At 34.5% G+C, this 16,413-nt stretch carries 12 protein-coding genes; 3 read left to right on the plus strand and 9 right to left on the minus strand.

Annotation, left to right across the window (positions count from 1 at the left end; translation table 11 throughout):
• Both PHQ99_05060 and PHQ99_05065 read left to right on the plus strand, forming a co-directional pair.
• On the plus strand, positions 1–213 hold a 213-nt coding region (locus PHQ99_05060; GenBank protein MDD4288938.1), incomplete at its 5' end, for a rhodanese-like domain-containing protein.
• A 68-nt stretch (positions 214–281) separates the two neighbouring features.
• Entirely contained in the window at positions 282–602 is a 321-nt protein-coding gene (locus PHQ99_05065; protein ID MDD4288939.1) for a metalloregulator ArsR/SmtB family transcription factor, read from the plus strand.
• 27 nt (positions 603–629) lie between these two features.
• On the opposite strand, the gene PHQ99_05070 is transcribed toward PHQ99_05065, so the two are convergent.
• The 9 genes from PHQ99_05070 to PHQ99_05110 all read right to left on the minus strand — a co-directional run bounded on the left by PHQ99_05070 (position 630) and on the right by PHQ99_05110 (position 14,855).
• On the minus strand, positions 630–1,139 hold the full coding sequence (locus tag PHQ99_05070; protein ID MDD4288940.1) for a hypothetical protein: 510 nt from the start codon (positions 1,137–1,139) through the stop codon (positions 630–632).
• A gap of 34 nt (positions 1,140–1,173) precedes the next feature.
• Positions 1,174–2,106, minus strand: coding sequence for a SufD family Fe-S cluster assembly protein (locus PHQ99_05075; GenBank protein ID MDD4288941.1), 933 nt, complete (start codon positions 2,104–2,106; stop codon positions 1,174–1,176).
• A complete protein-coding gene (locus PHQ99_05080) occupies positions 2,099–2,842 on the minus strand; it encodes an ABC transporter ATP-binding protein (GenBank protein MDD4288942.1) in 744 nt (247 codons plus the stop codon). Before PHQ99_05080 ends, PHQ99_05075 begins: the two co-directional genes overlap by 8 nt.
• Before the next feature lie 173 nt (positions 2,843–3,015).
• Positions 3,016–4,536 (minus strand): 4-alpha-glucanotransferase, encoded by a 1,521-nt coding sequence (malQ, locus tag PHQ99_05085; GenBank protein ID MDD4288943.1) that lies wholly within the window; start codon positions 4,534–4,536, stop codon positions 3,016–3,018.
• A 136-nt stretch (positions 4,537–4,672) separates the two neighbouring features.
• Positions 4,673–7,102, minus strand: a complete 2,430-nt coding sequence (locus PHQ99_05090; protein ID MDD4288944.1) for a DUF3536 domain-containing protein — start codon at positions 7,100–7,102, stop codon at positions 4,673–4,675.
• A 160-nt stretch (positions 7,103–7,262) separates the two neighbouring features.
• Positions 7,263–9,203: a 1,4-alpha-glucan branching protein GlgB gene (glgB, locus tag PHQ99_05095; GenBank protein ID MDD4288945.1), complete on the minus strand. Its 1,941-nt coding sequence runs from the start codon at positions 9,201–9,203 to the stop codon at positions 7,263–7,265.
• Positions 9,187–12,525, minus strand: coding sequence for a maltose alpha-D-glucosyltransferase (treS, locus tag PHQ99_05100; GenBank protein MDD4288946.1), 3,339 nt, complete (start codon positions 12,523–12,525; stop codon positions 9,187–9,189). The genes glgB and treS overlap by 17 nt, the downstream gene beginning before the upstream one ends.
• Before the next feature lie 10 nt (positions 12,526–12,535).
• Positions 12,536–14,539 (minus strand): alpha-1,4-glucan--maltose-1-phosphate maltosyltransferase, encoded by a 2,004-nt coding sequence (locus tag PHQ99_05105; GenBank protein ID MDD4288947.1) that lies wholly within the window; start codon positions 14,537–14,539, stop codon positions 12,536–12,538.
• Positions 14,540–14,570: 31 nt separating this feature from the next.
• Entirely contained in the window at positions 14,571–14,855 is a 285-nt protein-coding gene (locus PHQ99_05110) for a DUF5752 family protein (protein MDD4288948.1), read from the minus strand.
• Between the two features lie 479 nt (positions 14,856–15,334).
• On the opposite strand from PHQ99_05110, the gene PHQ99_05115 reads away from it, so the two are divergent.
• Positions 15,335–16,219 (plus strand): SAM-dependent methyltransferase, encoded by an 885-nt coding sequence (locus PHQ99_05115; protein MDD4288949.1) that lies wholly within the window; start codon positions 15,335–15,337, stop codon positions 16,217–16,219.
• Positions 16,220–16,413: the final 194 nt, after the last annotated feature.

Consider the following 16,413-nt stretch of genomic DNA (forward strand, 5'->3'; position numbering starts at 1 on the left):
AAAAATAAGAATATATTAATATATTGTCAAGTGGGATTAAGGGGCTATTTAGCCTACAGATTGTTAAAATTGAATGGATATAAAAGTATTAAAAATCTTAGCGGAGGATATAAAACATATTATCCTACAACATGCAGACAGGATAATTGTCCACTTTACAGTTATGAAAAAATATTAAAATCAGATATTTTGGAAGCAACCTCCAAAGAATAAATGAAAAGGCAATGATTTATTTGTAGACTTATGCTGTTTAGAAGCTTTATATTATCAGGATATCCGGGATGTGTGTTTCGGCTGTTCTGATAAAATCAAATATAGAGATGGTAACAGGGATGGTTAATAAAAGAATACGAAATAAAAGCGAATTATTGAAAGCAATTGCACATCCTGTACGTCTTTGCATTATTCGCAGGTTGATTGAAAAGCCTCGCAATGTAAGTGAGATGCATAGCTGTTTAAAAAAGCCTCAGTCGACCATATCACAACATTTAGGTAAGTTAAGGGAAGCGCGGATAATTGAGGGAAAGAGAAATGGGACACATGTATGTTATAAGGTAATTAATGAAGAAGTAAAAAAAATAGTTGCTATATTATTTTCCTAAGTTATCATAAATTATTAATTATTGATTTTATTTTTTTCTCTGCCTGAGCATAATAAAAATACCCAGGAGTATTAATACTAAAGGTCCAAGAATACGGTATAATCTCTGCATTACAGGAATATTTGCTGTTTCTGTGATCAGTACAAAAAGTCCGAAAAGTATGATAATCAGACTAGTATATAATGGCCACTTTTGACCGGAAGAATTATCATCTGAGAAATGGCGGGTATGAATAGCATAAACCGGCAAAAAGGCTATTCCGATAAAAGAGAAGAACAATGGGCCTTCAAATGGTCCGAGATAAAAACTCTCATTAATTGCAGCAAACAATCCTACCATAAAGATAATACATCCGGCGATGAGAAAACCTATGGTCCCTCTTTTCTGAATTCCACCACGATAGAGATAGACGGCAAAGAAAATAATACCGATGAAAGGCAAGATCCACTGGTTATTGATCAGGTTAAAATTAGAGAGTGTCCAAAGTATTCCAATTACTATTAAAATTATTCCCATAAAGGTGTTCCTGGTAATCATTTTAGAATAACCCCCTGCAAATAGAGTGTAGTCTTTATTTTAAAAGACCCTGAATAATAAGGTCAGTCGCCTCGTTCTCATTCAACCCCCTTGCCATCAATGTCTGCAACTGTTTAGAATCTACACTACCCAAAGCAGCCTCATGTGTTATATGTGCTTTCGGGTGACTTACTTCAACGATAGGTATAGCACTTACTACGCCGTTATCTTTAATAATTTCGGTACAATCCACATGTCCTCTTGCATAAGCAGCGGAAGCGGTCAGTTTATTATAAACCTCAGCCCTGGTACTGCCGGTTGCTGCCACTCTGGAACTTAAAAATCCGCGGGCTCTTTCGCCACTTAAGTGGCCAATTTCTTTTATATTGATTATATCATTTTCTTTCCCACTGATTCTTGCAATCATTTCAAGAACACTGTCTGCTTCACAAATAGCCTCGTATTTAATATCAACTAATCCTGCACGTCCCTTTATTAATTCAAATTCAGAGTAATAATGGGCATTTTCAGAGAGATGAATTGTAGCATGAGGGTATACTTTTACTCCACCATGAGGTCCGTGAATATGTTTCTCCAGGTAACTAAACCGGGCATTTTTGCCGACTTTAATATCACCATTCATAATATGTTGAATATCAACCGCATTCGGAAAAGCACAATGTGCAAGAAAAGAAGCTGAAGAGTTCTCCATGAGTTCAGTATTGATTACCATTTTTTGAATTCCATTTTTTGGTATCATGCCAAAACACATATGTACAGGTTTTTCAATTTTAGTGTTTTTTTCAACAACAGTGTTAACTTCAACATGGTCATCAAACTCTTTTACATCAACCTTTAGTCCGGGCAAAAGATGAGATTGAACAACCTTATGCTGGTGAATAAAGATATGGGCAATATCTGGCTGTTTAAAAATATCATCAGTTTCAGTAATTTTGGACAGTTCTTTTGTTAAATCTATTTTATTCAAGGTTTACACCTTCTTTATCAGGAATATTTTTGTGTTTGCAAGGAATGCATTTATTTTCAAAATAAGGAATAATTTTTTTTGCCTCAGCCTTTTGTATTATTTCTCCGTTGCAGAACATAAAGGCATGGTCGGCCTGTTTTAAAACCGCTAAGCTGTGAGTTATAAGAACTATAGTCCTTTTCTTCTTTTTCTGTTCTTTGATAACTTCAAACATCTTATCCAGAGTTTCCACATCTATTCCAGAATCAGGTTCATCCAGTAGTACCAAATCCGGGTCCATTGCTAAGATAGAAGCTAATTCTACTTTCTTTCGCTCACCCCCGCTTAGTGTCTTATCGGCTGCACGTTGGGCATATTCATCAGGTTCTAAGCCAACCCTTTTTAATTGTTCAAAAATAAATTTATCATTTTTCTCCTTAGCGGCAGCTTTTAAAAAATCATTAATTGATAATCCTTCATAACGGGCTGGTTCCTGCCAGCCAAAAGTAATACCCATCCGGGCACGTTCATCGATACTAAGCTGACTGATATCTTTTCCCTTGAAATAAATACTACCCGTAAAATTTCTATACCCTTCCAGACCCATAATAGTTGAGGCAAGAGTTGATTTGCCTGCACCATTAGGCCCTACAATTGCATGGACATAGCCTTCCCAGATTTCCATACTGATATTTTTTAAAATTTTTTTCCCGTTTAATGATAAAGATAAATCCCGTATTTCTAACAGATTGACCATATTATCACACTTTCTAAAGTATTTTATCTAATTTTATTAATAATTTTATCACTATAACTTCTTAATTAAAAAATTTTTTTTAACTATAATAATTGTAAAGTGTACCATATAGTTCCTAAAAACATTCAATTAGGCAGTAAATTACAAAAGATTCTTTCAGATAGATTTAAGATTCAATCTTTTCCCCGTCCATATATCTGGGTTAATTCTTTTAATTTAGGAAAGGCATGTCTTTTAATTTCTGACATTTCATTTTTTGTTAACCGCCATTGCCAGTTAGAATCTGGATGAGAAGGGTAATTCATTCTGGCTTCTTCTCCTAAACCGAGGATATCCTGAACAGGAATAATGGCTAATTTTGCAACAGATGCCAGGGCAAGCCTGATTAATTCCCAGTGAGCATTTTCTAATTGAATATCTTTTCCCAGGTATTCTGTTAGCAATCTTTTCTGTGCCTTTCTTATCTCCTTTTGTAGCCATCCCTGAATAGTATTATTGTCATGGGTACCAGTGTACACTATACAATTTTTTATATAATTATGAGTAAGATGTATATTATGTGGGAAGTTTTCCTCGTCAAAACCAAATTGAAGTACACGCATTCCCGGTAATCCCAATTTTTCAATAACTTTTACCACTTCTTCGGTAATCACTCCCAGGTCTTCGGCAATAAAGGGCAGCTGGGGATAATTCTTTTTTAACATTTTAAAGAAGGCATTCCCGCCACCGGTTACCCATTTTCCCTTAATAGCGGTTTTTTCACCTGCGGGAATTTCCCAGTAAGCTATCAATCCCCGAAAATGGTCAACTCGCAATAAATCCACTATTGATAGGTTATGGCTGATTCTGTTTTTCCACCATTCAAAATCCTGTTTGCGATGTGTAAACCATTTATAGACTGGATTTCCCCAGAGCTGTCCGGTTTTACTGAAATAATCAGGAGGGACTCCCGCTTTAAAAGAGGGAGCTTTATTTTTATCTAACTTGAACAATTCAGGGTTTGACCAGACATCTGCACTGTTGTGAGTAACATAAATAGGCATATCACCGATTATTTTAATTTTATTCGCTTTGCAATAATTCTTAAACTTTTCCCATTGTCGGTAAAATAAAAATTGAACAATCTTTAGTTTTTTAATTTCTGATTTTCTTTTTTTAGTCAAGGATATCAGAGAAATATTTTTACGGTCTCTTATCTCAGCAGGCCATTTATTCCATATTTGAGAATGGAATTGAGAGCGTAATATTTCAAAAAGTACATAATTATCCAACCAGAAGGTTTGTTTCTGGCAGAAATCTTCAAATTCATACTGAAATTTATTTGTTTTATTAAATATTTCACATGATTTTGCAAGCATTTTTTTCTTCATGGTATATACTCCAGGAAAGTCTATATGAGTTTTTTCCGGGAGATAATAACTTTTTAAATCATCTTTAAATATTAAGCCATCATGATAGAGTAATTCCGGGCTGATAAAAAGAGGGTTACCTGCAAAAGCAGAGTAAGAATAATAAGGGGAATTACCATGCTGTAATTCTGTAGGATTTAAAGGTAAAATTTGCCAGAAATGTTGTCCATTTTTTTTTAGAAGATCTGCAAAAGAATATGCTGTTGGTCCCAAATCTCCAATACCAAACTTTGAAGGCAAAGAGGAGATATGGAATAATATTCCACTGCTACGGCTATTCTTCAATTTAATTCTCCTTTTTATTTAGCATTGTTATTTGAGTTATAACTTCTATGATTCAATCTAATATCTTTTATAATTTTAAAACTGTATCCGCGAGAAGGATTAAACTGGATATGACAAATTTATAAAAGAATTTTAATTAAGATACTCCAACACTTAGCATTACTCCTAATTTTTTAAATTCTCCCAACCATATGTTTGCATTTTTATTTCCCTCAATATTTTTTTCCTGGTAAACAGGTATTAATTCCTGTTTCATTTTAAAATATATATTTTGAGCTTTCCAGGGATAAAAAGCAACATCTATATTTTCAAGTATATTTAGAGTATCAGTTATAGCTTGAATATGCTCAATATCATCGTGTTGAGCTTGTAATCTTTCTAATGCACTATTTACCCATCGCTCAATATTATATGCCAGTGTAATTTTATCTATCTTGATGGACCAGTCTTGAATTTCCTCCACCAGTTTTTTTAGTCTTTCCAGATCTATATTAATCTCTGAGAAGGTACTGTTTAATTCAAGATTAATAGCCTGTTGAGTTATAACTGATAACGAATGCGGAATTGGAATATTCAGTTGTTTCAAGAAATTCATGATAGCATAATTATCCGTATATATTTTTCTAATAGTCCTTTCAGCCTCTTCCTTGTCGGGCTGAACTATTTTCTGAATGACCTTTCTCTGTTCATCTTTAAATAAATACCAGAGAGAATAACTGTTAGTTTTAAAATATTTATCCATCAATCGAATAATATTCACTACATTGACCTGGCTGAAAGCTGTTTTGATTTCTTTGACCATTTCCCGGTAGGTTTGTTCATCCTGATAACGCCTAACTCCACCGTTCACATTATGGTCTCCTAAATGTAGAACGGCGAAACTTATTTTATCCTGTTCCAGAGTAACGTTTGAGTTGATAATGGTTTGCCCGATCGCTAATTTTAATTGACCTTTTTCAGAGCGTTCCACTTCATCTTCCAGGATTTGGTAAGAATAAATATTTTTTTGTTTACCGTTAAATAAGGTAGAGACAGCATAATGTGCGCCAACCCTTAGTAAATCAATTACTGCCGGTTGAACTATTTTTTCATAGATTTTGGCTCCGTTTTTATATCTGTGAACATTACTGGGAGCCTGGCTTAACCTTTCCATATATTCTGGCTCTAAATCAATGTCATGCAATTCTTTTGCTAATTGCATGCAGCGGGCAGAATAATGCATAACCTGGATTGTTTCGATGCCCGATATTTCATCAAAGAACCAACCGCAACTGGTATACATGAGCATGGCGTTCCTTTGCATTTCCAGGTATTTTAAGGCTTTAATTTTTTCCTCCCGGTCAAGAGAGTGGCTGGCAAATTGATTAAAGAAGTTATCTATATTTTCTGTATTCCGGTTAAGAATAACATTTATATATTCATTTCTGGCCTGCCATACATCCTGGAAATAGACTGAAGCCCCTTCTTCAAAGAGATTAATTGTCTTATCTCTTAACCAGTCCATGGTTTCCCGAAGTGGTTTTCTCCATTTTTGATGCCAATCTGGATTCATGCCGGTATTACAGCCATTGTCATTTCTCCAGCGTTCAATTCCATGAACACAACTCCAGGAGGTGTTATCAACAATCTGTGCTTCATAAGTTGGTGGGTGTAACTCCAGGTATTCTCCGTAATTGGTTATTTTCGCCAGCTGATTCTTTTCAATATGATTTAAACAGAAGGATAACGCCATATCCCCAAAACGATGATGGTGTCCAAAGGTTTCTCCGTCAGTAGCCATATGTACTATTTCCGGTTTTTGATCATCCATAGAAAAATTACCTAATAGACTATCAGCAAATTTTTTGCCATCACGCAAAAGACCCCCAAAACTGACTTCATGAGCCAGGGCTCCATTATAAAAGAAAATATTAATTGATTTACCAGATGGTAAGTTACATAAATATGGTTGTCGAAAATCGATATTACCTTCTCTTATCTCTTGCCATTGACTTTCTTTATCTATCTTTTTCACTCTTGATGCTTGATGAGGTGCGAGAATAGTATATTTAATTCCCAATTCAGCAAGGATTTCCAGGGTATCATAGTTTACTGCTGTTTCCGGAAGCCACATGCCTTCCGGGTAACGTTCGAAACGCTCCTGGAAATCTTTAATTCCCCAATATGCCTGAGTATATTTGTCTCTTTCATTAGCCAGGGGCATAATCATATGATTGTAAGCCTGGGCAATAGCTGATCCATGTCCGTTAAATTTTTCCACACTGGCTTTATCTGCATCTAAAATTGATTGATATATTTCCGGTTGATGTTTTTTCATCCACGAGAGTAAAGTTGGTCCAAAATTAAAACTTATACTGCTATAATTGTTGACAATTCGAATGATGTCTCCTTCCCCATCCAGAATGCGGGAGGCGGTATTGGTTTTATAACATTCTTCTGATATCCGTTCATTCCAGTCATGGAAGGGATAGGCAGAATCCTGCAGCTCAATATCTTCCAACCAGGGGTTTTCCCTGGGTGGCTGGTAAAAGTGCCCATGAATGCAAATATATTTATTCTTTTCCATTTTTAGCTTGCTCACTCCTTTTTCAGTATAAAAAAGATTAATAGGGCTTTAGAATTATATCATCCTTTCTGTAAAGATATCAGGTGCAAATATTTTTTTCTCAAATTACTTTTTGATTATTATTAATAAATAGCTCGATAATATATTATAGTGCTAAAAATTAATCAACAGAGTTAACTGCAATCTTTTTTAAAAAAAGGATACCAAGAGGTGGTATAGTTACATTAATAGAAAAATCAAATCCATGCATAGGGGCCGGAGTGGCTTTAACTTTACCCATGTTTCCCTGTTCGCTTCCCCCGTATGGAGAGCCATCACTATTGAGAATTTCCCTCCAGATTCCATTTTCAGGAACCCCAATACGGTAATTGTACCAGGGTGTAGGAACAAAATTACAGATAACTATTAATTTTTCTTTTTTATTTTTGTCTATTCTAAGAAAAACCAGTACACTATGGTTCCAGTCATTACTCTCTATCCATTGAAAGCCTGAACTTTCAAAATCTACTTCATGCAAAGTTTTTTCTTCTCTGTAGACACGATTAAGGTCTTGCGCCCATTTTAATAATCCAGCATGCTTTTCGTCTTGAAGCAGATGCCAGTCCAGGGAATAGTCATGTTGCCATTCCTGCCTTTGTCCGAATTCACTACCCATAAAAAGGAGTTTTTTCCCTGGATGCGCATACATATAGCCTAATAAAAGTCGTAAATTAGCAAATTTTTGCCAATCATCCCCGGGCATCTTTTCTAATAATGATTTTTTACCATGAGTGACTTCATCGTGAGATAAAGAAAGAATAAAGTTTTCATTAAAAGCATATAAAAGACTAAAAGTGAGTTCTTGATGATGATATTTACGATATATAGGATCTCTGGCGAAATAGGATAGAGTGTCATGCATCCAGCCCATATTCCATTTCATACCAAAACCAAGACCACCCAGGTATATAGGTCTGGAAACCATAGGCCAGGCAGTAGATTCTTCGGCAATCATCTGTATATCGGGGAAGAAGGAATAGCAATTCTCATTTAATTTTTTAATAAAGTTTATTGCTTCTAAATTTTCCCTGCCGCCGAAACGGTTTGGTATCCATTCCCCTTCTTTTCGGGAATAATCCAGATAAAGCATGGAGGCAACAGCATCCACACGCAAACCATCAACATGGTAGTAATCCAGCCAGAAGAGTGCACTGCTTATTAAGAATGATTGCACTTCTTTTCTGCCATAATTAAAGATGTAACTATTCCAGTCAGGATGAAATCCCTGCTTCGGGTCAGCATGTTCATACAAGTGGGTGCCATCAAAATAAACCAGGCCATGTTCATCTCCCGGAAAATGAGAAGGTACCCAATCTAAAATTACACCAATTCCTTGCTGATGCATATAATCAACAAAGTACATAAAATCCTGGGGTGTGCCATAACGACTGGTAGGAGAAAAGTAACCTATTTTTTGATAACCCCAGGAACCGTAAAAGGGGTGTTCCATCACCGGCAAGAGTTCTACATGGGTAAAACCATTTTCTTTGCAATAATAGGCTAATTCAATAGCTAATTCCCGGTAATTCAGGAAATCATTTTCTGGTTTTAGTTTTCTACGCCAGGAACCAATATGTACCTCATAAACCGAAAATGGTTGATCTAATTGATTTTTTTCTTTTCTCTCTTCCATCCAGATCTGATCCTGCCATTGATATGATAAATCCCATAATACAGATGCTGTCAAAGGTGGTTTTTCACCATAAAAGGCATAAGGATCTCTTTTGTCTACACAATATTCCTGGTATCTGGATGTAATATGATATTTATATTTATCCCCATTTTTCAGGTTGGGTATAAAGCCTTCCCAGATACCACTTCCACTGTGTAGTTGCTGTAATTTGTGATCGTTGGATTTCCAATCATTAAAATCACCAATCACTGAAACAGATTTAGCGTTAGGAGCCCATACTGCGAAATGGAAGCCATTTTTACCATTTTTTGCTATTGGATGTGCTCCTAAATGTTTGTATAACTGATAATGTGTTCCTTCATTAAAAAGAAAAATATCATCTTTACTCAGTATGGACTCTGTATGTAAAATCTTATTCTTTTTCTTCATTCTGAATCGCTCCTATTTCATATAGTATACCTTTTAGAGGAATTGCTAACCAGTCAGGCCGGTTATTTATCTCATAACCTACTTCATATACTGATTTTTCCAGCAAATAAATAGATAGTAATTTACTTATATCTTCTTTATCTTCAGGGATAATTGTCGAAGATTCAATATTTTTCAGATAAGCAACAAGAAAAGTTTTACTTACAAAGTAAGTCCATAATTTTGCCCAATATTCCAGATCTTCATATTCTCCTGTGATTTTTTCCTGTATTAATGGAGCAAAAGCTGCATAATGGAAAGATCGGAGCATTCCCGCTACATCCTTTAATGGCGAGCGTTTGAGTCTTCTTTCTCCTAAAGGTCTGGCAGGTTCACCCTCAAAGTCAATAATATAAAAGTCATTCCCAGTATAAAGAACCTGACCCAGGTGATAATCACCATGTACTCTTATTTTTTTAGCTTTGATTTTTTTGGACAAGATCTTTTTACAATGATTAATAATGGTGGACTCTAAAGAAAGGACCTCTTCCAGGTCTTTCTTAATATTTTCCGGACATCTATTGAGATTTTTATTCAAAGTCAAAAATACTCTTTTTACTAAACTTTGGATTGATTGATAAAGAGATCTTTGATAAAGCAGGGAATAAGATTCAGGCTTAAAGTCAGGATTTTGAGTAGGTCTTGCTAATGCCTGATGCAATTCTGCTGTTCTCTTGCCAAGCTGGTAAGCCATTTCTATAAATGGTGCACCAATCAATTCCAGCATTATTTCCGGAATGTCATCTTCAAGTTTTTCAAAGAAAGATGATGGAAGAACAGGATACTTTTCAATCTGGGTTATTTTAGACAATACCCTTTCATAATACCTAATAATATAATCTTGTGCATAATCCCACATATTTCCTTCACTCTGTACAAAAGGATATAGAATTCCCAGAGTTAAAAGTGAACCATCTTTTTTCTGGTATTCTATTGCCCCGGCAAAAGATGGGATATTTTTGTAATCAGTTTTCTCAGTAATATATTTTACTATTTCTAAGTCAGGATTAATACCCTCATCCAGTTTTCGGAATAATTTATATATCAGTTCATGACCATATAAGATTGATGTATTACTTTGCTCTGTATTTAAAGGATTAGATTGTTCAAAAGACTCTATTTTTCTCCGAATATTTTTGAAATATTTGCCGGGATAGGCTTTTAATTTTCCTTCAGAGGTTTTTATGACTCTCCTTTTAGCAACAAATTGAAGGATGGTCTGATGGAAATCCTTATCCAGCACTGAATCATAGATAATTCCATCTCCCTTTGAGGATTGGTATTGAAGTAAGACTAAATTTGGTTTTTCCTGTAATATAGTTGCCGCTTTATCAATTTCTAAAAAAGATAAAGGAAGGTGATAATATTCCTCAGGTCCATAAGCATAAGTAACTTTTAAAATAAGTATTAAAGAGTTACTATTCTGATTTTTAATGGGAATTGTTTCAGTGATATTAATCTTTAATATTTTTTTAGATTTACTGCCAAACCATCTTTGTACCTTCAAAAATTCCGGTAATATTTGATTTTCAATTCTTGACTTTGTTCTATTACCAAATAGGTCCAGCCATTTTTTCTTGGATTTCATAACCGGAATTTGATTACCTGCTTTTTCTTTGACAGTTTCTTCCTCTTTTTGTAATACAAACCAGAAATAGTCATAGAAACCCATGGTCATTACATAAGGCTTATCCTGGATAATTGGGAATTGATTCTTGCTGAATATTTCTATTGGATGATATCCTGCATATTCAGATAAATTCAATTCTGCTAGTTGGGAAAAGCGGGAAAGATTTATAACAACTAAAATTATTTCATCTTCATACTTACGGATAAAGGCAAGAATTTTAGGATTATCAGGTTGTAAAAATTGTATGCTACCCCTTCCGAAAGCCTTATAGTTCTTGCGCATATTTATGACTCTTTTCATCCACCAGAAAAAAGAAGTTTGATTTTGTTCCTGGTTTTCTACGTTTACAGTTTGATAATGATAGGCAGGGTCAATGATAACCGGTAAGTATAGTTTCTGGGGATTAGCCCGGGAAAAACCAGCATTCCTGTCAGCGCTCCATTGCATTGGAGTTCTAACCCCATCACGATCACCCAAAAAATGATTATCTCCCATTCCGATTTCATCACCATAATAAATAGTAGGAGTACCCGGGAGAGAAAACAGCAATATTTTCATTATTTCCATTTTTCTGCGATGGTTTTCCAATAAGGGTGCCAAACGTCTTCTGATACCTAAATTTATACGGGCAGAAGTATCTCTGGCATACACCCGGTACATGTAATCCCGCTCCTCATCTGTAACCATCTCCAGGGTTAGCTCATCATGATTTCTCAGGAATAGTGACCATTGGCAGTTGTCCGGGATATCGGGTGTTTGTTCTAAAATGTCTATAATCGGGAAGCGGTCTTCCATTCTCAAAGCCATAAACATACGGGGCATAAGAGGAAAGTGGAAGGCCATATGACAGGCATCGCCATTACCGAAATAGCGAATAGCATCTTCAGGCCATTGATTGGCTTCTGCCAATATCATACGATTCTTATATTTCTGATCTACATAAGCTCGCATTTTTTTTAAAAAGTCCAGTGATTCAGGGAGATTTTCACAATTAGTACCCTCTCTTTCAAAAAGATAAGGTACAGCATCTAATCTCATTCCATCCACACCCATTTTCATCCAGAAATCAATTACATTTAAAATGGCTTTTTGCACGTCAGGGTTATCATAATTTAAATCCGGTTGATGAGAATAAAACCTATGCCAGAAATATTTATCATTTTCCGGGTCCCTGGTCCAGTTTGAAGTTTCAAAGTCCTGAAAGATTATGCGAGCATCCTGGTACTTATCCGGGGTGTCACTCCAGACATAAAAATCCTGCCATTTTTTTGGAGCATTTTTTTTGTGAGCCTTCTGGAACCAGCTATGCTGGTCAGATGTGTGATTTAAAACCAGCTCAATAACTACTTTTATTTCTCTTTTGTGGGCTTCCCTGAGAAAGTTTTTAAAATGGCGCATATTTCCATAATGTTGGTGGATGCTATAATAATCTGCAATATCATATCCATCATCTTTCAGTGGAGAAGGGAAAAAAGGTAGTAACCAGATAGTATTAATACCTAAATTTTCCAGATAGTCGAGTTTTTCAGTTAATCCCCTGAAGTCTCCAATACCATCACCGCTTTTATCAAAGAATGTTTTTACATGGAGCTCATAAATTATTGCATCCTTATACCACAAAGGGTTTTCCATAGATTCTTCCTGGCTAATCATCTGCTTCCTCCTAGTTAAAATAATCAAATTGATTTTCTTTTTTTAAGTGTTTTTTTATTCTTATTATATGTGCTGGTAAAATATGAGGGTTAAGTTCAACATAATTATATTCACCCTGCCAGACATATTGCCCCCCACCCAATAAATCATGAGCCAGGAAAGAATGGTCCTCTGAAATTCCCAGTTCATAGAGTGGCACTTTTATCCAGCCCGACTGTGTATAGTTGGGATCCAGATTAACAATAATCAGGATAGCATCTGTTTTTTGTTCATTAAATTTTACGTAGTATAGTAATTGGTTGTTTTCCACTGGTAAAAAATTAATATTATTCGTTTTATGAAATTCCGGGTTTTCCTTTCTAATTTTATTAATTTTGGTAAATAGATTGCGTGTGCTTTCTTTTACTTCTTCCGGTGCCCAGGATTTCAGTTCATACTTTTCTGAATTATAGTATTCTTCCTTACCATTGATAGCCTTGTTAATGAATCGCTCATAGGGAGGCCCATAAATACCGTAGTTAGATGACAATGTCGCTGCCAGTATGAATCTAATAATAAAGGCAGGGCTACTGTCAGCCTGTAAGTATTCAGACAGAATATCCGGAGTGTTAGGCCAAAAATTAGGGCGGAAAAAGTCTTTTACCGGAGTTTGGGTTAATTCAGTTAAATATTCAATTAATTCCTGTTTAGTATTCCGCCAGGTAAAATAAGTATAAGATTGAGTGAATCCCAGTTTAGCTAATCTATACATTACTTTAGGTCTGGTGAAGGCTTCTGCCAGAAATAATATATCCGGATAATCTTTTTTAATATTATTAATTAACCATTCCCAGAACAGAAAAGGTTTGGTGTGGGGATTATCAACTCTAAATATTTTAACTCCCTGTTTAATCCAAAAAATAACAATGTTCTTTAATTCTTCCCATAAGCTTTGCCAGTTCTCTGTTTCAAAATTTAAAGGGACAATATCCTCATATTTTTTAGGTGGATTTTCAGCATACTGAATTGTTCCGTCTACACGCCAGCGAAACCATTCAGGGTGTTCTTTTATATAAGGATGATCGGGTGAACATTGGAATGCTAAATCCAGGGCGATTTCCATCTCATATTCAGCTGCTTTTTGGACTACTTTCTGAAAATCAGAAAAGTCTCCAAGTTGGGGGTGAATGGCCATATGTCCACCCAATTTGCTCCCGATAGCCCAGGGACTGCCCGGATCATTTTTACCTGTAATGACAGAATTATTTTTCCCTTTACGGTGGATGATACCAATAGGATGTATTGGTGGAAAATATAATACATCGAAACCCATCTGGGCAATTTCCGGTATTTTTTGCAAGACATCCTGGAAATTACCATGTTGTCCTGCCTTGTCTGAGCAGGAGCGGGGAAAAATTTCATACCATGCGCTATAACCGGCTCTTTTTCTATCCACAGTCACTTTTAAAATGTTATTGTAATAAGTGATATGGTTTTGTACAGGGTATTTTTGTAAAAATTCATCAGTTAAAATATTTTTTAATTTTTTAATTAAAGTATCCTGTTCTTTACCTATTTGAATAAGTGTAATTACCTTTTGAATCTCCGCTTTCTTATCCGGCTCCTGAATCTGTTTCATAGATTCAGCCAGGATGGAAAGGCCGCTTTTTATATCAATAATAATATTATTGCCGACTGTTGACTTTTTTTGAATATCCTTCCACCAGGTTGAAAGATGGTCAATCATTGCCTCCACGGTGTATTCATATATTCCAGATTGGCTGACTGAAAAGGAAGCCTGCCAAAAATCATTTACAATGAATTCCATTGGCTTCTTTTCCCATTTCTGGTCCCCCTGTTTTCGAAAGAGCAGATTTGCCAGAAGCTGGTCATGTCCGTCAGCATAAATATCAGCAGAAACTACAATTCTCTCCCCCTCAGTTCTTTTAATGTTGAATTTACCATTATTTATTTCAGGTTGTACATTTTCAATTACAACCCTTTGTTTTCCGTTAATATCTCTTAACTGTGTAATTTTAAAAATCCTTTCTGTTTTTATTCTGTTGTTAATTTTCCAGAAATTTTGTAATTGATTTCAACATACCATAAGGAGAACGAGACATCTTCATCCTTCTTGCCAGTTCTTTTTCCCCGAATACATCCCGTATCCAGTTAGCAAAATCATTATTTTTTCTGCTCACATGATAATTAAATACTTCTATATCCATATTTGCCAGTTGATCCAGCAATTCTGCCAAATTTTTTATTGGAATACCATTTTTTATATAAAAATACTGTTCTATTGATTCCGCTTCCTGGTAAATATCAATTTTTGCAGGCTTCTCAGTCATCTTATCCTCCTTCAAATAAATAGAATATTTCCATTATTACTTCGTGTTACATTCTGGCTGTTTCGAAATGGTATGAATATTGTGTAGAGTTTCAAAACTGTAATGGATTTGTATTACTTAATATTAATAGCTATATTTTATTGGCTAAGAACAAAAAGTCAATCTTTTTATTGATTTAATGATATATTTCACTAATTTTTAAATTATTCGGTTCTTCAGCAAAACAATCCTGGAAAGATAATATTTATTGTATTGTCCCACTTTTAATTAATATTATAGAATAAAAAACACTTAATTCAAAATTAAACTATTTAAAAATATCCCAATCTTTCTTGAATAGTTTAACCTAAACTATAAGATATTTTTTAGAAAGCTTATAGCACAGCCAGATAACTATAGTATATGATATACTATAGTTAAAAACTATTGTCTTAGATAATAATATTCAGAAAAAATCCATTGCTAAAATTTAATATTGTATGAAAAAAAAGATAGAAATAGCTAAAGAAGTAATTTATAATAATTCAAGTATTTTCAGGTGCCCAATTTGTAAACAGAAAATGATTCTTCAAGAGAATTCCCTGCTCTGTAGAAATGCTCATTGTTTTGATTTGTCAAAAAATGGTTATATAAATCTGTTAAGAAATCCAGGCTATTCAAAATATAATAAGGATTTATTTAATGCCAGGAAAAAAATTTTACAGAATGATTTTTTCAAAAAACTGATAGTGGAGATTGGCAATTTTATTGTAAAGGTTATAAAAAATAAACAATTACCAGATTTAAGGATATTAGACACTGGTTGTGGGGAAGGAACTAATTTAGTAAGTATATCCAAATTTATTAGAGAAAAATCAGAAATTAATCCTGTCGGAGTAGGTATTGATATCTCTAAAGAAGGGATTTGGATTGCTGCCAGAGAATATCCTGGATACATCTGGTGTGTTGCTGATCTTGCAGATAGTCCATTAAATGATAAACAGTTTTATTTTATTCTAAATATTTTGTCTCCGGCTAATTACTCTGAATTTGGCAGACTCCTGAATGATGATGGATTTTTAATAAAAATTATTCCAGGAACTTTTTATCTGCAGGAAATTAGAAAAATATTTTATCCAAAAAATGAAAAAAAATATCCATCCAGCGAAGAAACTATTAAACTTTTTCGAAAAAATTTTACTATAATAAAGCAACAAAGAATAACCTATCAGCAGAAAATAGAGAACAATAATATCCCGTGTCTTATTGAAATGACCCCCCTTTCCTGGAAATTTAAAAGAAATAACGAGGAAATTGAAGGACTTAAATTTCCAAAAATAAACGTTATAACGATAGATTTAATTATTTTAATCGGGAAGAAATAATATTTAATTGATTCTCTTTGGAAATTGCCTTAATTGCTTGCTATAATATAAATATCTGCAAATATCCGTAAAATAGTTTTCGAAGGATTCAAAATGGCCGAAGAAAGAAAAGGAAACGATAAAAAATTTGACTTAAACGAGAAACAAATAGTAAGTGCACTTATGGATTATTGTACAGATAGTATATATTTTAA

The organism is Atribacterota bacterium, from assembly GCA_028703475.1.
GTDB lineage: Bacteria > Atribacterota > Phoenicimicrobiia > Phoenicimicrobiales > Stramentimicrobiaceae > JAQVMU01.

Bases quoted from the DNA above. Each gene is read 5' to 3' on its own strand.
- PHQ99_05090 (MDD4288944.1), bottom strand. From the start codon at position 7,102: ATGGAAAAGAATAAATATATTTGCATTCATGGGCACTTTTACCAGCCA.
- PHQ99_05110 (MDD4288948.1), bottom strand. From the start codon at position 14,855: ATGACTGAGAAGCCTGCAAAAATTGATATTTACCAGGAAGCGGAATCA.
- treS (MDD4288946.1), bottom strand. From the start codon at position 12,525: ATGATTAGCCAGGAAGAATCTATGGAAAACCCTTTGTGGTATAAGGAT.
- PHQ99_05115 (MDD4288949.1), top strand. From the start codon at position 15,335: ATGAAAAAAAAGATAGAAATAGCTAAAGAAGTAATTTATAATAATTCA.
- PHQ99_05070 (MDD4288940.1), bottom strand. From the start codon at position 1,139: ATGATTACCAGGAACACCTTTATGGGAATAATTTTAATAGTAATTGGA.
- glgB (MDD4288945.1), bottom strand. From the start codon at position 9,203: ATGAAGAAAAAGAATAAGATTTTACATACAGAGTCCATACTGAGTAAA.
- PHQ99_05080 (MDD4288942.1), bottom strand. From the start codon at position 2,842: ATGGTCAATCTGTTAGAAATACGGGATTTATCTTTATCATTAAACGGG.
- PHQ99_05065 (MDD4288939.1), top strand. From the start codon at position 282: ATGTGTGTTTCGGCTGTTCTGATAAAATCAAATATAGAGATGGTAACA.